19 protein-coding genes are annotated in these 16,980 nt (G+C 70.7%); 5 read left to right on the forward strand and 14 right to left on the reverse strand.

The annotated features are described in order from the left end of the window. Window positions 1–776: 776 nt before the first annotated feature. From ACFWHU_RS38105 to ACFWHU_RS38125, 5 genes are all read right to left on the reverse strand, one after another. Window positions 777–938 carry a hypothetical protein gene (locus ACFWHU_RS38105; RefSeq protein WP_387230898.1) on the reverse strand — a complete coding sequence of 54 codons (162 nt, stop codon included), beginning with the start codon at window positions 936–938 and terminating at the stop codon, window positions 777–779. Between the two features lie 48 nt (window positions 939–986). After that, complete coding sequence (locus tag ACFWHU_RS38110) at window positions 987–1,676, reverse strand: helix-turn-helix domain-containing protein (RefSeq protein ID WP_387230900.1); 690 nt, start codon at window positions 1,674–1,676, stop codon at window positions 987–989. A 31-nt stretch (window positions 1,677–1,707) separates the two neighbouring features. Beyond that, a complete protein-coding gene (locus tag ACFWHU_RS38115) occupies window positions 1,708–2,001 on the reverse strand; it encodes a hypothetical protein (protein ID WP_387230902.1) in 294 nt (97 codons plus the stop codon). A gap of 758 nt (window positions 2,002–2,759) precedes the next feature. Further along, window positions 2,760–3,011: a hypothetical protein gene (locus ACFWHU_RS38120; RefSeq protein ID WP_387230904.1), complete on the reverse strand. Its 252-nt coding sequence runs from the start codon at window positions 3,009–3,011 to the stop codon at window positions 2,760–2,762. A gap of 689 nt (window positions 3,012–3,700) precedes the next feature. Then, window positions 3,701–3,853 carry a hypothetical protein gene (locus ACFWHU_RS38125; RefSeq protein WP_387230906.1) on the reverse strand — a complete coding sequence of 51 codons (153 nt, stop codon included), beginning with the start codon at window positions 3,851–3,853 and terminating at the stop codon, window positions 3,701–3,703. A 534-nt stretch (window positions 3,854–4,387) separates the two neighbouring features. On the opposite strand from ACFWHU_RS38125, the gene ACFWHU_RS38130 reads away from it, so the two are divergent. Next, complete coding sequence (locus ACFWHU_RS38130) at window positions 4,388–4,945, forward strand: helix-turn-helix transcriptional regulator (RefSeq protein ID WP_387230908.1); 558 nt, start codon at window positions 4,388–4,390, stop codon at window positions 4,943–4,945. A 76-nt stretch (window positions 4,946–5,021) separates the two neighbouring features. Here ACFWHU_RS38130 and ACFWHU_RS38135 read toward each other — a convergent pair whose 3' ends face one another. The 8 genes from ACFWHU_RS38135 to ACFWHU_RS38170 form a co-directional block, all read right to left on the reverse strand. Next, the gene (locus ACFWHU_RS38135) at window positions 5,022–6,734 is read right to left on the reverse strand and encodes a DUF2637 domain-containing protein (protein WP_387230910.1); all 1,713 of its coding nucleotides are present in this window, start codon (window positions 6,732–6,734) and stop codon (window positions 5,022–5,024) included. A 206-nt stretch (window positions 6,735–6,940) separates the two neighbouring features. Next, the gene (locus ACFWHU_RS38140; RefSeq protein ID WP_387230912.1) at window positions 6,941–7,432 is read right to left on the reverse strand and encodes a hypothetical protein; all 492 of its coding nucleotides are present in this window, start codon (window positions 7,430–7,432) and stop codon (window positions 6,941–6,943) included. Between the two features lie 185 nt (window positions 7,433–7,617). Then, window positions 7,618–9,741, reverse strand: a complete 2,124-nt coding sequence (locus ACFWHU_RS38145; RefSeq protein WP_387230914.1) for an FtsK/SpoIIIE domain-containing protein — start codon at window positions 9,739–9,741, stop codon at window positions 7,618–7,620. Next, a complete protein-coding gene (locus ACFWHU_RS38150; protein ID WP_387230916.1) occupies window positions 9,741–10,448 on the reverse strand; it encodes a hypothetical protein in 708 nt (235 codons plus the stop codon). Before ACFWHU_RS38150 ends, ACFWHU_RS38145 begins: the two co-directional genes overlap by 1 nt. Then, entirely contained in the window at window positions 10,448–10,726 is a 279-nt protein-coding gene (locus ACFWHU_RS38155) for a hypothetical protein (RefSeq protein WP_387230918.1), read from the reverse strand. The genes ACFWHU_RS38150 and ACFWHU_RS38155 overlap by 1 nt, the downstream gene beginning before the upstream one ends. 80 nt (window positions 10,727–10,806) lie before the next feature. Then, complete coding sequence (locus ACFWHU_RS38160) at window positions 10,807–10,977, reverse strand: hypothetical protein (protein ID WP_387230920.1); 171 nt, start codon at window positions 10,975–10,977, stop codon at window positions 10,807–10,809. A gap of 103 nt (window positions 10,978–11,080) precedes the next feature. After that, complete coding sequence (locus ACFWHU_RS38165) at window positions 11,081–11,203, reverse strand: hypothetical protein (RefSeq protein WP_387230922.1); 123 nt, start codon at window positions 11,201–11,203, stop codon at window positions 11,081–11,083. After that, a complete protein-coding gene (locus ACFWHU_RS38170; protein ID WP_387230924.1) occupies window positions 11,200–11,685 on the reverse strand; it encodes an RNA polymerase sigma factor in 486 nt (161 codons plus the stop codon). Before ACFWHU_RS38170 ends, ACFWHU_RS38165 begins: the two co-directional genes overlap by 4 nt. Before the next feature lie 164 nt (window positions 11,686–11,849). On the opposite strand from ACFWHU_RS38170, the gene ACFWHU_RS38175 reads away from it, so the two are divergent. The 3 genes from ACFWHU_RS38175 to ACFWHU_RS38185 all read left to right on the forward strand — a co-directional run bounded on the left by ACFWHU_RS38175 (window position 11,850) and on the right by ACFWHU_RS38185 (window position 14,401). Beyond that, entirely contained in the window at window positions 11,850–12,680 is an 831-nt protein-coding gene (locus ACFWHU_RS38175; protein ID WP_387230926.1) for a GntR family transcriptional regulator, read from the forward strand. Between the two features lie 414 nt (window positions 12,681–13,094). Then, complete coding sequence (locus ACFWHU_RS38180) at window positions 13,095–13,412, forward strand: hypothetical protein (protein WP_387230928.1); 318 nt, start codon at window positions 13,095–13,097, stop codon at window positions 13,410–13,412. After that, on the forward strand, window positions 13,409–14,401 hold the full coding sequence (locus ACFWHU_RS38185; protein WP_387230930.1) for a hypothetical protein: 993 nt from the start codon (window positions 13,409–13,411) through the stop codon (window positions 14,399–14,401). The genes ACFWHU_RS38180 and ACFWHU_RS38185 overlap by 4 nt, the downstream gene beginning before the upstream one ends. Window positions 14,402–15,451: 1,050 nt before the next feature. Here ACFWHU_RS38185 and ACFWHU_RS38190 read toward each other — a convergent pair. Next, complete coding sequence (locus tag ACFWHU_RS38190) at window positions 15,452–15,694, reverse strand: hypothetical protein (protein WP_387230932.1); 243 nt, start codon at window positions 15,692–15,694, stop codon at window positions 15,452–15,454. 725 nt (window positions 15,695–16,419) lie between these two features. Here ACFWHU_RS38190 and ACFWHU_RS38195 point away from each other — a divergent pair. After that, window positions 16,420–16,680, forward strand: a complete 261-nt coding sequence (locus ACFWHU_RS38195; RefSeq protein ID WP_387230934.1) for a hypothetical protein — start codon at window positions 16,420–16,422, stop codon at window positions 16,678–16,680. Window positions 16,681–16,980 lie beyond the last annotated feature (300 nt).

Consider the following 16,980-nt stretch of genomic DNA (forward strand, 5'->3'; position numbering starts at 1 on the left):
ACAGCGCGTGCTCCTGGAACATCAGGGCCGGGCGGCCGCCGGGCGTCGCGATGCTGCCCGCGGAGCGGGTACCCACAGCGCTGCGCGCTGTGGCAAGCGGCCCGCTTCGCTCCGCTCAGCGTGACGGGTCGGCGCTGCGCGCCTCTCTCCTCGCTTCGCTCGGAGGCGGGCCTCCGCTTCGCTCCGTGCCCGAGGGCAGTGCAGCCTCCTCGCTTCGCTCCGAGGCTGTGACGGCCCGCTTCGCGGCCCGTCTGGGCCCGTCCGCTCCGCTCCCGGACCTGTCCGGCTCCGCCGGACGGCTGGCTACGGAGAGGGTGGCCGGCCCCGTGGGGATGTGACCCTGTGTAGTGATGCACCATGTACCTTTGGCGGATCCGGGGCACCCTGCATCAAACCTGGGCCATGGATCAACTCTGGAACCAGACCCCACCCCCTCCACCACCCCTGACAGCACCCTGACCAGCACAGACACCAGACCGGTGCCCATCCGGGCCCCGAACCTGACGGAGCGTCAAGGAAGCAGACGGAATTCGAACGGTCGCAACAAGCCACCCTGCAAAGAATTCTGACGCTGCTTCAAAAAGCACCCCCGGATGAACTCTGGAACCACACCCCACTACCCCCCAATTCACCCACCAATTCAATCCCCAATCCCCCACCCAATTACACCGGAAAGAAAAGGAATTCGACCGGGCAGAAAACTGACAGGACGTCCAGGGCGGGGCGTGAGGGGCGCGGCCGTGGCCCCGGCGGGCGTGCCGGGGCCGTGGCCGGGGTCATCGGCGGAGTGTCGAGTACGTGATCGGGGCCAGGACCGCGAGGACGCCTCCGGCCGCCGCCAGGGGCTCTCTGGAGGCGGGGTGGGCGTACGCGAGGTACGCCGCCGCTCCGGCCGACAGGAGCAGCACCAGGACGGCGAGCAGGGTCACCGCGGGCATCAGTGACGGTGTCGCCGGGGCGGGCGCCGGCGACTGCGGGGGCAGGGCTTAAGCAGCACGTAGGACGGGCGGGAATTCTTCCTCGTGGTCCGGCGTCACTAGGGCTTCGAACAGTTCCCGGGTCTCCACCCACTTGTCGATGGCCTTCGAGGTCGCGTTGCTCTTCTCGAAGGCCCGGATGGCGGCGGCAAGCCACGGTGTGAGGCTGGCGGGGCTGATCACATGGCAGGCCTTCAGGAGGGCGATGGTCTGCTCAGGTGTGGCAGGAAGTGTCGTGCCGTTGATGATGCGGCGGGTGGTGCTGCGCGGCAGGTGGTGCGGAAATTTCCGCTCCATGTCTCCCGGGCTGGGGCAGCCGGCCCACGTGTGCTGGTCGCGCAGTGCCTGGCTGAGATCTGACACGGAGCAGATGAGCTCCGGGTCGGGTGCCTTGTGGACGTAGTACGGCGCCCGGGTGGCCCTGCGCGCTCGGATCCACAGGTCCCGGCCACGAGTCAGGCCGCCGGCGCCGTGGAGGAAGGTGTCGACGAACAGCTGCGGTGTAGTGGCGGTTGCGTCAATGAAGGCATAAACGGTGCTCCAGGAGGGGACGGAGGCGCCGGATGCGGCACGTTCGAGTGTTGCCTTCGACGGCATGCCCTCCCTAAGGGCGAGTTGCTGGTAGGTCAGCCCCGCTGTGTCCCGGCGCTCGCGCAGGAACACAGCAAGGTTGGCAAGTGCCGGGACGGTGCGGTCCACGGGCTTCTCAGGGCGTCCCATCACCGTCACCTCAGTTCCCCGAGCTGACATAGGCGCGTACGAAGCGGCCGACTCGTCCGCGGCCTCCGGTGACCACCAGCACGACGACCGTGCCCCCGATGCTGCCGGCGCCCGCGAGAAGGACCAGGACGTCGCCGACGCTCATACCGAGCGTGGCGAGGATCGCCGCGGTGACGACACACGCGACGATGACCAGCGCGTGCGGCATACCGAAGCCACTGTTCGTGGAGGTGGTGGTGTCGTTGCCGGAATCCGCCGGCCCGGTGGCCGCGGCGCTCGCCGCGGCGGAGGGCTTGACGCCCATGAAGATCTCCCTAACCACCGTCCGGCGACCGCGAGATCGCCGGACGGTGCTACTCGGCTCCAACCGTTGTCCGAACCTGCGCAGAAAGGGAGTTGGCGCTCCCTAACGCATGAAAGGACCTGCTGCTGCCCAGGTTGTCAGCCTCTACGGCATGAATGACAGTCGGTCAGGTCGTTGACTCACAACCGCTCCAACCCATCTTTATGAACACCAAGAGAGACGACCGGGTCATCGATACCGGCCTAGACCGCCTTCCCGAGGACAAGTCTGCGGACAAAATCGCAGGTCGCGGCGCTGCTCGGCGTCCTAGCACGAGGCCCCCGACAAAACCCCACCCCCAATTTATGATCTTTCGAACTTTCCAGACATTTAGAACCAAACAGTGGCTAGGCGTCTGGCCTGCGTTGATTCAATTCCGCGCCCCTTAAGTCCCTGACTGAACGCAAATCCCGCGTCACACTCGTCATCACCGAGCCACCGAGTATTGGAAGGCCGGCCCTGATTGCTACTGGCTCCAACCGCGAAGCACAGGGAAACGGGGGGCGTTGGCGCGCCCTCCCACGTGAAGCCGATAGCCGACGCCTGCCCAGGCCCGGCATCGGCTTCACTCGTTAGTTGATACGAGCGGTGGCGGAGGGCGGCACCCACGAGTGCCGCCCTCCGCCACGTCTCCTTCTGTTGCCCCGTCGGGATGCCCGGCGGGCAACCTACGTTGCCGCTCCCGCCAGCCCCGGCGACGCCCGCCGAGGCCGAGGACGTCACCGCGTTTCGTGTGGCTCTGTCCGTTCCGGCCCCGGCGAGGACGTCGAGAACGACGGCGCCGGGGGGATCGTCTCGGGGGTCTTCGTGCCGGTCTCGATCGGACTGAACAGAACGAGAATCAGGGCCGCAGTCCCAGCACCCGCCATGACGGCGGACTCGATGCTGTCCGTACGCCGGTACACCACCCAGGCGAGGAACAACGCCAGGGCGAACACGAGGGCGTTAATCGCCTCGATCTTGAAGGTCACCACACGCTCACAAGGGCCGGGGAGCCGCAGCTCCGCATATCACAGAAAACCCTTGTCGGAGATTTTTTGTCCGCATTTGCGAGCAGTTAAGTGAGTACCATCACACGGCAAGGGCTTTTTTTTGAAGAGCCCTCGGCTTCGTGGACAGCGCCGTACCCGGGCGCCGCATCTCGCGCCCACTCTACCGCCCGTGACGCCGCGTCAACTCAACTCCTACAGGCACCACCCGGCCCTGGGCGCGGCTGCCCAGGGCCGCGAAGTGCGCCCCACCGCCCGGTCCCCCGATGTGTCCCGCCGACCTGCCCGCCGCCCTTCTTCTCTTCTTCCGTGGCGGGCGGGGAGGTGGGGCTCAGAGGGGGATGTCAGACAGGCGACCACCGAAAAACCCCACCCCTGACCAGGCAAGACGTGCGGCCCGCGGAACGGGGCGCGCAAGTCCCTGAGCAACGCCCTGAGCAAGTCCCTACGCAACTGCCTAAGCAACGCCCTACGCAACGGGCGGCGGCGCCTGGTGGCTGTCGTGCCTGTCGCTCCCAGGTCGGGCACACGTGCGACAGTCGCGCGCCGAACAGGGCCGATAGGCCGTTTCCCCGCCACAGACGCGGACGCGACAGGCACGACAGCACGGATGGCACTTGTGCTCCGGGCGCTTCTCCCTCAGCTCCAGACGCCGACTGAGGACAGTTGGGTTATTGCTGACGGAGCGTGAGGACTGCGAGGAGACCCGCCACGGCGACGGTCAGCGGCACGGCAAGCGCCGGGTGCGCGTACGTCACGTACCCCAGAAATCCAGCCACGAGGCAGGCGGTCACGATCCAGTGGAGGCGGCTGTCGTCAGTCATCGAGATCCCTGTTCCGTGGACAGAGGCACCGGCGCCCATTCGCCGGTGCCTCTTAGCCTTGGAGCACCACCATCCCACAAGAAAACAGCCTCTGACCTGCACGTTCCGTATGGCTATAGCCATACGGAACGTGAGGGCTCCACCACCGCCAGACGCCGCTGAACAGGAACAACCGCCGGTCCACACTCGATCCGCGAACGCAGAGGATGGCCTGATCCAGCTTCAGGTTGGCGGGAAGTGCGCACCTGGCTACGTTCGTGAAACGCACCTCCGCCATGGTCGCGCCTCTGGTCGCATCGGGGCCGTCGCCAGACGTGATGAACTGCGAGGTCAGCGGAACGATTCGGAGCGGCGGGGCACCGACTACTTCCATACGAAGGGGTGCTGGGGCTCCGGCCGCGTCGAAAGTGCCAGCCGCCCGTGGTCGGGTCCGTGGTCGGGTCCGTGGTCGCCCCGACCACGGACCCGACCACAGAGCGCACCAGGTGGTGGGTCGGTCTGGTGTGGGGGCGCTGAGCGGGGAGGATGGGCGCCATGAGTACGCGTCCGATGCTGACCCAGCGCGAGGCCGCCGCTGCGTGCGGCGTCAGTCGCACGACCATCCGCCGCCGCCGTGAGGCGGGCGATCTGCCCAACGCCGTACAGGATGAAGTGCGCGGCTGGCTGATCCCGGTGGACGACCTCCTGGCCGCCGGCCTCCGGCTGCATGCCCCCGCCGATCCGGACAAGACCGCTCCGTCGTCCCCGGCCGGGCCGGACGCCGACGTCGACCAGGAGCACGACGCGGTCGCGCTGCGAGCCGAGCTGGAGGACCTCCGTCACGAGCACGCCCTGGCCGTGGCGGCAGCCGAGCACGGACGACAGCTCGCGGAAGCCGAAGCGAAGCACCTGCGGGCCCAGCTCGCCGCGCGGGCCGACCACATCGCGGATCTCCAGCGGACGCTCCAGGCGCTGATGCCCGCCCCCGAGCGCCCGGTCCTCCAGCCGTCCGTACCCGGGCAGGCGCAGAACAACGAGCCTGTGCCCGCTTCCCCGGGCCCGGGTTCGGGGCCGGCGGCCGGGGAGCGGCGCCGCTGGTGGCGCCGGAGCTGAGCACCGACTTTGCGGACACGGCGGAGGGCGGCACCCGGTGTGGGTGCCGCCCTCCGCCGTACGTGGTGCGGGTCGGTCAGCTCTGCGGCTCGTACGCCGCGTCGTACGCGGCACGGTCGGCGTAGCCGGTCGCCAGGAGCGCCAGCGCCTCCTTGCGGAGTTCTCCGGCGACGGTCCGGCCGACTCCGAGCCGGCCGCCGATCTCCGCCGACGGCACCCGCTCCGGGTCCATCTGGCCAGCGGGGGTGCCAGCCGGGTGCGCGACCAAGAGCATCCGGGCCACCCGGCGGGCGTTGCGCTCTCGCGGCTGGAGGCGGAAGTAGTCCTCCGCCGCCTCGGCCGCAGCCTCGACCTGGCGCAGCTCGGTACGCAGCCGCGCCGCCTCCAGCTCCAGCCGCTCCGCCTCCGCCGTCTCCTCCGCCGCGCGGCGCCGGGCAGTGGCCCGCTCGCGCTCCTGACGCCCCGTCTCCTCCTCGCGCCGCGCCGCGTCCGCCGCGATCCGGGCCGCCTTCTCCCGTGTCTGTGCCGCCTCCAGCTCCAGCCGCTCCGCCTCCGCCGTCTCCTCCGCCGCGCGGCGCCGCGCGGCGGCGGCCTCCTCCGACTCCAGCGCCTCCGCCTCCCGGAGCGACAGCCGCTCCGCCGCCGTCCGCTGGTGCTCCGCCCGCGCCTTCGCGGCCTCCGCCTGCGCCTGCGCCGTACCCGTCCGGGCCTCCGTCACGAACCCGGCTTCAGCGATGTCGGCCTCGTCGGTGATGGCGGCGATCCGGTCGGCCTTCGCCTGCGCCCGCTGCCGCTCCGCCTCCAACCTCTCGCGCTCCGCCTCCAGCCGGTCCCGCTCCGCCGCCTCCGCCTTCCACTTCGCCGGGAGGGCCAAGGCGTCCTCCACCGTGTAGCCGTGGGGGGCCATCGTGATGGGCAGCATCTGGATCTCGGACGCCTTGTCCAGGTCGCCGCCCAACTCCTGGGTGAGCCAGACGCGGTACCCGCTGAGCGCCCGCTCGCGCTCCACCATCTCCGGGTAGGACCGCACGGCGGCCAGCCTCATCCGCCGGTACAGCTTCCCGGTGCGGACCGGGGCGAGCGCCCAGCGGTGCAGCGGGATGCGGTCGGTCTCGGTGCCCTCCTCGATGGCCGCCGCGTGCATCAGCAGCCGCCGGGCCGCCTCGACCCCGAGGACGAACAGGATGGGCATCACACCGTGCGACAACGCCCACAAGGGGTCGGCCAGCAGCCCCGCCCAGACGCTCTCGCCGGGGCCCTTGGTGAGGCCGTCAGACGCGTTGAGCAGCACCGTGACCAGCGTCATCGCGTGCGCGGCGAACCGCAGCAGCGGCCACGGCTTCTTCCTGCGGACCATGACCAGATCCAGGGCCAGCAGCGCCACGATCGAGGCGTCGATCCCGACCGGGAACCACGGGGCCAGGGTGTCGCTGAACCCGTGGCCGGCCGCGAACCGCTCCAGGGTGGAGTACGAGGCGGCGAAGCCGATGACGCCGACCAGCGGCATGCCCAGACCGGCCACGAGCAGCAGCAGCCAGCCGACCGTACGCGCGCCGCGACCGGCCGGGGGGTCGGCCGGATTGGCCGGGGCCGCACCATCGGCGGCCGGGGCCGTGGACACGGGAGTGTCGGCCGACCCCGGCCGCGCCCGGCCGCCCTTGCGAGGTGAGGGCGGAGCGCCGTTCGCGGCGACCGGAGCGGCCGACTTCGTCACCGGAGCGGCCGGGGCCGTGCCCGGAGCGGCCCCGGCCGTGGCCCCGGGGCGGGCCGCCATCTGTGTCTCAGTCATCCCGGCATCTTGCACCCTTCCGGGTGTAGCCGGAGCACTGCCCCGCCCGAGCGGAGCGGAAGTGTGTGCGGGCGGAGCCGGGCTGACGGCCGGTTCGTCGGTGAGCGGTGGGTACGTTGTCTGCTGCGTCACGGGGACCTCCGTGTCGTGGTCGGGACCGCTACGCGGTCGTGGCCGGCGGGCCGGGAGTTCGCCCTCCCGGCCCGTCAGTTGCGCGTGGTGGTGGTCGCCTTGCCCCACCAGCGGGCGGAGACGTTGTTGGTGACGTACGTGTTCGTGGTCTGGGAACCGCCGCCACTGCGGCGGCTGGCGGTGCCGAGGACCGCGAGGAGGGCGAGCGCCCACAGGCCCCCGCTGGACGCGATCGCGACGAACGGGGCGAGGACTTGGCCCAGGCCGTAGCCGACCCCGGCCGCCGCGGCTCCGGTGCCGACACCGGCCGCGAGAACGAGCTGCGCGCGGGAGTCGACCAGCGGCTGCGGGGTCAGGTCGCGCGGCGCGGTCACGGGCACGGCGGCGAGCAGCCGGTCGGCCTGCGTACGGGAGACGGGCATCATCCGCCCGTACGCGTCGGGCACCCACACGACCGCTTCGGTCGGCTCCTGGCGCTCGCCGTGCAGCTGCACGGGACCGGTCAGCGGCGCGTCCACGGGGGCGTACGGACCGGTGTACGGGCGGGGTTCGAGGTGGTGGGACACGGCTCGCGCTCCTTACGGTGAGTCACTGTCAGGCGGGAAGTCAGAGGGGGATCTCTGACAGTCAGAGGCGGGTGTCAGGGCTTGTCAGGGGCGAAATTCCGTGACTTCCCTTTAGGCCCCCGGCGGGCCTGACTGTCGAGAGTCAGGCCCGACCGTGACTGTCACGCCGTCACATTCGGTGACGGCTATGCGGGCTGGAGAGGGGAGTGGAGGATCGAGTACGACCCGTGGGCGTCGCGCTGGATCAGCCCCGCCTCCACGAGCTTCTTCAGCTCGCCCTGCATCCACGGGCGCTTGCGGTCGGCCGCCGTGGTGGCCGGGATCAGGTCCGCGGGCTCGAACTCCAACCGGCCCTGCTGGACCCACCCGTCGAGTTCGACCAGGAGGATGTGCCGCGCCTCCTCGGGCGTCACGTCCCGCCGGGCCTCGAACTCCATGTCCGCGTCGGCGTCCAGCTCGGGGACGTCGTCCTCCAGGCGCAGCGAGGCGTAGTCGGCGTCCGGCTCGGGGTCGGCGGGGATCGCGCCCATGATCTCGTCGTACGCGTCCTGGAGTTCCAGGGCGGCGGCCTCCTCGATGCCAGCCATGTCGTCGGCCTCCTGGTCGTAGACGGAGTGGTCCGGGCCCGGGGCGGAACCGGCCGGGTGTGCGGGCGGAGCGGGGAGCGGCGCGACCGGAGCGGCCGGGACGCCGGGCGTCAGCCGGTTGGTGCCCCGGTGGGCGCGCTGCGCGTACGCCTGGCCCAGCGCGTTCGCGGTCACCTCATCGAGCGGGTCGCGGACGGAGGCGCCGGCGGCCACCAGGGCGGCCAGCTCCTCGCGCTCGGTCAGGCCGGAGCGGACCTCCGTGGTCCACCGGTTCTGCGGGATGCCCATGCCGGTCGCGAACGCGTAGCCGGGCCGTTCCGCCTGCCAGGCCGGGACCGCGCCCGCGTCCGTCACGCTGTCCGGCAGGCAGAATCCGGCGTCCGACGCCTCGTTGACGCCGAAGCACACCGCGCCACCGAGGTTCGCGCGCACGTCCGTCGACATGTTCGTCCAGGTGGCGCGCTGGAGGCTGATCCCGAGCCAGATCCCGACGCTGCGGGCCTTGCGCGCGATCTCGTCCAGCTCGTCGAAGTCCGCGAGGTCGGCGGCCTCCTCCAGCCACACCATCACCGCGTTCAGCGACGACTGCGGGGTCCACTGGTCCAGGCCCTCCGAGGCCAGGACGTCACCGCGGGCCTTGATAGCGGCCGGGAGCGCCCGGAGCAGACGCTTGGCCTCCTTCTTGTCCTGGATCAGCCAGTCGATGCCGTCCGCGATGTGCCCCACGGTCTGCCGGCCCTTGGCCAGGTCGACCAGGAAGGTGGTCATCTTCCGGCGGGTGGCCAGGTGGGCGACCAGCGCGCGCAGGAACTCGCTCTTGCCCGCGCCGGTCATGCCCATCACCAGCACGTGCTGGAGGATGTCGGCGGAGAACGGGTTGAGCACCCAGACCTCTCCGTCCGCGTAGAGGCCGAGCGGGATGTCGTCGGTGGGCAGCAGGCCGAGCGCGGTCGGCATCGCGAAGTCGACGCCGTCCTTCAGCAGGTCCGCCACCCTCAGCGACAGCGTGCCCCTGGCCGCGTCGTCCGGGTCCGGCGTCACGATCACACCGGACGGCGGGACGTGCAGGGCGGCGGCCACCTTCGCGGTGGTGCCCTGCACCGCCTCGATCGTGCCGCCGGGTCCCACCTCGACCCCGGCCTTGACGGTGCCCTTGCCGGAGCCCTTCGCGTCCTTCACCGTGAGCTTTTCCCAGCCGATCGCGGCGGCCAGCGCGCCCAGCCCGCCGTTCTCCTCAGCTGCGACGTCGCCGGAGGCGCCGTTGCGCAGCAGCTGCCGCATGTTCCAGCTCGCGGCGAACAGGCCGCCGCCGATGAGCCACGCGTCCAGCATCGGAGACCCGAACGGACCGGCCGCCACGGCGCAGGTCAGCCAGCCCATCCCGGCCGCCACGGACGCGGTCGCCTGCGCCCGGCGGAACTGCCCGAACTTGGAGGCGGCCGGGGTCGCCTTCCACGTCACCGCGGTCAGGCCCGCGCCGCCGACCGCCAGGGCGGCGGACGCCAGCCCGGCGGACAGCGGGGCGTCGCCCCACATCGTGTTCGTCGCCCATCCGGCCAGCGGCGGCAGCGTCCCGGCCGCGATCCACGGCGACGCGTACGGCAGCGCCTTGCCGACCACGTGGCCGACGAGGTGGCCGAAGAAGCCGCCCCTGCCGACCGGCACGATCTCGGAGCCGGTGTTCACCGGGGCCGGCGCCGTGGTGCTCTTCCGTCGTCCCATCACTGGTCTCCGATCGTGAACTCGCGGCGCTTCGGGGCGGACTTGACGCCGTCGCGGCGCCGCTTGGCCTCACGCTCCGGCTGGACGAAGTGGCGGTCGAACGCGTGGGCCATCTTCAGCGCGCCCACGCCCAGCGCCTTCGCGGCCTCCGCGCTGACCTTCAGGTGGGCGGAGACGAGGCGGGCCTTGATCCGGGACGAGGCGCCGAAGGTGTACCACTTGCCCTTGTAGGTACTGAGGACGCCGTTCACTTCCTCCGCGCTCATGCCGAGGATCAGGTGCAACTCCCTGCCCAAGTGGTTGATCGCGCGGGCCAGCGCCACGATGTCCCGGTCGCCGCGCAGCTCGATCCGCTCGATCGCGTAGATCAGCCGGTCGCCCTGGTGGCGGTCGCCGCCGCCGGCCGAACCGGCGTTCCCCCGGCCGCCGTTCCCGCCGCCGTTGCCACCGTTGCCGTTGCCGTTCAGGTTGACCGTGATCGGCGGGACGAAGCTGCCCGCCGCCGCGCCGACCGCCGCACCGGCAGCCGCGCCCGCGTTCGTGGCCGCCCGGCTCGCACGCGAGCCCCGTCCGTCATCACGGCGCGGCTCGGGGACGACACCGTCGTCCAGGCGCTGCTGACGCCGCTCGTCGAGGAAGTCCCGGAGGTTGTCCCGCTCCTCATCACGCTCGGACCGGTCGTACCTGCCACCTTCGTTGATCGCCATTACTTCTCCTCGAAGATCGTCGTGCTGCCGAGCCACAGCGGCTGGCGGATCTGGGTCAGGTCGATGTCCGGGTCGTCGGACTCCTCGACCTCGTCGGCGGCCTGGTCGACCAGCGCGTGCGCCGCCATGAAGCGGGCCGTCGCGATGGCCGCGTACACGTCGCTCGGGGTCAGCCGCGTGTGGGTGGCCAGGCGCAGCGCGAGGCGCGCGACGCGGGCCAGCCGGTCGACGGCGGTCACCGCGCGGTCGACCAGCGAGATACGGGCGGAGCCGTACATCGGATCTCCTTCCGGGGCCGGGCTGTCCGGTCCCTGCGCCACCACCAGCCCGGTACGGGGCTGGGGATGACGCAGGGCCGTCAGGCCGGGCTCGTGACTTGCGGGGCGGGGTACCAGTCGCGGCGGTGGTTACAGAAGCCGCAGACGGTGAAGTCGGGTGGGTTCTCGGCACCGCAGTGCTGGCAGCCGACGCGGGACAGCAGCTCGGGGGCCGCCTTCGGGGGACGGGGCTTCACACGGCGCGGGCTCACGGTCAGCACCCCCCGCACGTGCCGCCGGGCGGGATCCGGTGCGTCACGTAGGCGTTGCACTTCGGGCACTGCCACAGGTGCCGTAAGACGGCGATGAAGATCGTCATGCCGTCACCCCGGTCCGCGCGTGCGGGCGGGCGGTCTCGGGACACTGCTCCTGGCGGCCGTCACGCTCGTGCGGCTCGGGCCGGATCGGCAGCGGCGGCTTCGTCTGGGTGTCGCTCATGCCGCCGCCCCGATCCACGACGCGAGGCGGTCGACCGCCCGCTCGTAGTCCTGGAGATCGGCCACGGCCTCACGCCGGACCCGGGCCGACTGGTAGTGCCGGCACACCCGGGTCCGCGCCATCAGGGCCAGCAGCCCGTGCGGCTTGCGCACCTCATTACCGCGCAGCAGGTACTGCCACGCCTCCACCCACACGTCCTGCGCGAGGTCGTCCACCAGGTGCTCGTCGTCGTGCCGGAAAACGTTGCGCGCCACGACACGCCGCACCATCGGCGCGTACTCGCGGAACCAGCCGTCCAGCAGGACTCGCGCCGCGTCGTCCTCCGGCCGCGCCACCGACGCCAGACGTACCCGGGCCTCCGGCTCCGCTTCCGGACCCGCCTCGTTGTCCTCGCGCTCCTGGCGCTCGATCTCCTCAGCCAGTCCCGCCCGCACCAGGCCCACGACCTGCACGGTTGCTGACCAATCTGACACCATCGTCACGTCGGTTCCCTCTCTCATCAGGGGGTTCGGACAGACGGGTCCCGACACACATCAGGCGTTGCAGCGCCGTGTGTCGGGGCCCGTCGCGTTCGACAGATCAACGCAAGGTACGCGCCGATCAGCCGCTAGGTACTTGATGCACCTTCAACGCGTCTCGAAGGTACATGAAGCACCTGATGGGCGCAAGCGTTGTACCTTCGAGCGAGATTGATGTACCTTCGGGGTGTGTTGATCGATCCGACAAACCGGGAGTAGCTGTGGCATACAAGTCACCCGGGAAGGGGTACGCCGACGTGGCGGCCCACTTCCGCGTACGCATCAAGAGCGGAGAGCTGGCCCCCGGCGACACGCTTCCCTCCGTGGCTGAGATCCGGGGCGAGTTCGACGTGGCGGCGAAGACCGTGAGTCGCGCGCTGGGGATGCTCAAGAGCGAGGGCCTGGTCACGTCGCGGGGATCGCTCGGGACCGTCGTGGCCGAGTCCCCGATCGTCATCACGGGATCGGACCGGCTGAACCGCATGGCGCGGAACGGGCTTCAGTACGCCCCCGGAGAGACCTCAACGGGGCACCGCGTCATGCAGAGGGGGGTGTACGACGCCGACGTGTGCAAGGCGCTCGACTTGGAGCCCGGCGACGAAGCGGTCATCCGCATCCGTGTCTTCCAGCAGGACGGCCGGCCCACCTCGGTCGGGGTCTCCGTCTACCCGCCCCACACGGTTGCCGAAGTGCCCGAGCTGGCGGAGGACGTCCGCATGGTCCGCCAGTTCGATCAGCTCTACACCGAGCGGACCGGCCGGGACGTGGTGAAGGGGCAGAGGACCGGGCACGCCCGTCAGGCATCACAAGACGAGCTGGACGCACTTGAGATCGACGCTCCGCCCCACTCCGCAATTGCCGTCATGGTGACCACAGTCGCATTCCATGACGAAGAGCGACCGCTGGCTTATTGGGAGGACGTCTACGCTCCCGGCGCACGCGTGCCGATCTCTAGCTGACGAATTCAACGCCGTGCACGGTATTCACTCTGTGGACATTTCCGTCTCTCTCATTTCAAAACGGATCGAATTCAGAGTGCACACCAAAAAGCGGAAGCGGCGCGTGAAAGAAAAACAGACTACTGCTGGCCTGATGGTGAAGTTGAATTCTTCGGAAGCGTTGGGTGGGGATTTTTTGGCCGTTCCGTCGAGCCTTATCAAGGTCGGCAAATCAGCCGCTCCGGTAAGGCCGGTAAAAGACTCACAACAGAGAGAGACCGTCCACCGGCCAGGGCTGTCCCCGCTTCAGCCCCGGTGTGAGGCAGCATGACAACACAGCGGGCCCCGCCGACGGCGGGGCCCGAAGGTCCAACCGGGGTCGCCACCCCGGACGGAAAGCACGCTCACCAGATCAATGAGGAGGTGCGCTCGTCTATGAGCGTACGACGCACGACAGCTACAGCGCCACAAGGCGAGGCGCAGGTCACGACCAGGTCGGTACCGACCCAGACGTGGACGCGGGCGGGTGATCCGCGCAGGTGGCAGGAAGCGGTGTACGACCACCAGGCGTTCGGTGACGAGCGGCTCTCTCTGGTCGCGCTCGGTGTGTTTGCCCGTGTGATGGATCTTCCGGTGGGCACGGTGTTCAGCGCCCAAACGCTGGCGTCGCTGGGCCCGGACAGCCCCGAGGCGGGTCAGGCCGGGCTCGACGAGCTGGCGGCAGCCAGCTACCTCACGGAGGTGGCCCAGTGATCCAGCACATGAACATGGTGTTCCAGGCCGACGGCCTGTCGGTGGGCGAAGGCGCGTTCCTGCTGGCGTGCTGCAACCACACCGATGATCGCGGCTACGTGATCGCGTCCATGCAGCAGCTCGCGGACGAAGCGCACATGAAGGAACGGACTGCTCGCGACAACAAGCAGCGGCTGATCAAGCGCGGTCTGCTTGCTGCCGCCGAGCGGTATCACCCTAAGACCGGCGCGCGGATCGCCGACCTGTACCGGGTGAACCTTGACCTGCTCGGGCGGATGAAGCGCAAGCGCACCGACTACGGGCCGACCGTGATCGAAGAACTCACCTTCGCTGCGCCCGAGGAAACCGCAGGTCAGACCCCCCGGCAGATTCCGCCGCCCCCCCCGGCAGATTCCGCCGCCCCCCCGGCAGATTCCGCCGCCCCCCCGGCAGATTCCGCCGGGGGTGTCCCGGCGGAATCTGCCCCCCTTCTCCTTCCTTCTCCAACTCCCTCTTCTCTCTCTGGTCCCGGCCGTCCCTCGGGCGACGGGTCCGAGGTGGGGCGAGAGAGAGAGAGCGAGGCTGCGCCGGTCGACAAGCGACAGGCACCGGCTGAAGGCCAGCAACAGCCGGAGGTGGAGCGGGTGGTGGCGGCGTACGCGGCGGCTGCGGGCCGGCCGGTGATCAACGGCACCAGGGTGAGGTTGCGGTCGGCCGCCGCCGAGCTGCTGGCGGCCGGGCTGCCTGCCGGATGGCTGGCCGATCGTGCAGCGGAGATGCCCGCCCGTGGCTGGACAGACCTTGAGCGGCATGTCGAGCGGTCGACGGTGCCGATCCCCAGCCAGCAGTCGGCCGAGAAGCCGTCGAACGGCCTGCCGTCCTGGTGCGGGGCGTGCGGTGACGGCAATCCGGCGGCGCAGCACAACCGCCGGTTCCGCACCCTCACCGGACTGCCCGGCGGCGAACTGTGCCCAGACTGCCACCCGGAGCGCGTCTCCACGGACGCCTGAGCGCCTTTCTCCCCCGCCCGGGCCTCTCCGGTCCAGACGGGGCGTGATCGGCCGTCAGATCGGCGTACAGCGCCTCGCGTCCCCGTGGGGCGGGTCTAGCACCCGTTCCCGGGGCGGTGGTTGAGGTGGCCGGCCGCGGGGTTGCGGGGCTTGGGTGGCGGGCTGCTAGACACTAGAGCGCTGGTCACAGCGGTGCGCCTAGCACCGGAGGCCGCTAGGTCTAGCACTCCCGCTAGCGGTGGCTCTGGATCTCTCCTTCGAGTTCTGGCTCAGTCGGTCGGATAGGGGTCTGTCCTTCTCAAATGACCCTCTGTGAGAAGTAGTCGGCGCACGTCGGCCCCCTTGACCGGCTTGCTGACGTGCGGGTTTCCCTCACCGCGGGCCGGTCCCAAGGCGCCCTGTGAAGCGTCCTGTGGGGCGCCTTGTCGGGCGCCTTGTGCGGCGCCCTATGAGGCGCCTTGTGAAGCGCCCTCCCGGCTGGCGCCCGGCCTTCCGCCGGTGTCCCCGGCCCTGCCCCGTCCGGCAGGTGTCAGCGGATCGCTGACAGGTCGTCGGCAGGCGCCGGACGGGCGGTTCGGGGCGGCCAACGCGTGCCGCGCGTGTGGCGTGTTCCGCGTGCCGCGCTCGCACACGCGTGAGGGAGACCCGCCGCCAGGCCGGCGCCGGGCTGCGGTCGCGGCGGCCGGTTCGCCGGTTCATCATCACGGCCGGGTCCGGTGAATCCGGGGGCCCAACTCGCGCGTGACGCGCGCGTGCAGGGCGTTCAACTCCCCGGGACGGGGGATCCGGGGAGCTGAACGCGCGGGCCCATGCTCGCGCGCCGGGCCGGACGGGCCGCCGGGGCGCGCCGGGGCGCGGCACGTCCGGGTGCGGGCGGGTCCGTACGGCCGCACCCGTCCGTACGGGGGTGCCCGGCCGGGGCCGGCGGCCCGCCGGTCGAACATCTGGCGGAGCCAGAACACCCGTTGCTGGGCGCCGGTCGGGGGTCGCGCGCGTTTGGCGTGCACGCGTGCACGTGCACACCGAGCACACGCGTGAGGGGCGGGCCGGTCACCGCCTGGCGGTCACCGCGGTTCCGGTGCCCAGGGTCCGGCGCCGGGCGGCCGGCACCGCGACGGGCTCGTCGACCGAGGAGACCGTGGTCGTCGGGAGGCGTTCGGCAGCGAGCTGCGCGCGCGGCGACGACGTCGTCGGCAACCCGGAGTTCTCGGACGGTCCGGTGCCCAGCGGGCGGCGGGTGATCATCCGCCCAGTCTGCGCGCCGCTCGGGATCGAGGTGTTCATCTTCTTCACCGCCGCCCCCTTGCGCCCGGGGCGGTCCAAGGCGCGCGCGTGAGGCGGTGAACTTCTCCTAGGTGCAGCGCGAGTTCGGATTGCCGGGCGGCGCCGGGTGGGCCTCTCCCGGGCCTGCCGGTAGAGGTGTCGTCGTGCCGGACAGGCTTGCCCACAGGGCCTGGCCTGCGGGAACGGGGATCGGTCCGGAAACGGGGGCCCCACCTGCAGCAGTGCCCGCGGTCCCCCGTCCGATCCCCTCGTCCACCACCCACCGGATCCCACCGTCCAGCCAACTCCCGGCCCTCGCCTCCGGAGCCGGAGATGGCGTCCGTGGCCGACCCGAAGGGCTACAGGTTCGGGAACGCCTTCCTCAACTTCGCTTATCACGTTCTGTAGCGGCGAGGCGAGGCGAGGCGGCGCGAGGCGAGGCGAGCCGGGACCCCCCTCCCACCATGGGGCGGTGCCGCCCGGTGGGGGCAGGGGCAGGCGGTTTGTGCTCGCCTCGCCTTGCCTCGCGCCGCCTCGCCGCTACACAACGTGAGAGCCCCGTTCCGGAACCAGGCCACTCGGAATGTCGGGGGCGCGGGGGATGGTGAGTGCCTGGTCGTAGATTGCGCGGCTTGCCCCTCGATGCCGCACGGTGCTGCTGTCCACCCCGCTCCCGGCGTGCCAAAAGATGCGGACCGTCCGGCAGTTGATCCGCGTGCCGTCCTGGTGCGCCCGACCTGAAAGGAACTTCGGTCATGACATCTCCGACCGGTCCGCAGGATCCGCCCTTACCGCCCGCTGCGCCGCAGCCGTCGGCGCCCGTCCCGGCCCCGGTGGCGCCGTCGCTGATGCCCGTCGTGGTGCTGCTCGCGTTCGTGGTGCTGCTCTTGGCGGCCGGGGTGGTCGCGTACGTGGTCTACGCCCATCCCGATGCCCGGGAACCCATGGGGGCGGCCCTGGCCGTTGTGGGGATCCTGGCCCCGCTCATGTACACGGCGCTCCTGCTTCGCCGGTGACCGGCCATGCGGGTCCCGGCGGACGAGGTGTGGGGGTACTCACGTGAGTACCCCCGCGCGGTCAGCCGTACGGTCGAGAGCCGCGTGAACGCGGGGCTTCGGGGTGCGCCGTGGCGGTGCCGACAGTGCGTTGCAAGATTTCGCGGGATCCCGCGTCACATTCCGCGGCTGCCACCCCATAACTAAGTCGCAAGTAACGACACTGCGCGAGCGAGCTTACTCACTGCCTCTCAGGCCAGAGCCAGGGCTTGCGCCGCTTGGTCCTCGCCGGTCCATTCTGCTGCCCGGCACTCCAGGAGC

It is taken from the genome of Streptomyces sp. NPDC060366 (genome assembly GCF_042725135.1).
GTDB lineage: Bacteria > Actinomycetota > Actinomycetes > Streptomycetales > Streptomycetaceae > Streptomyces.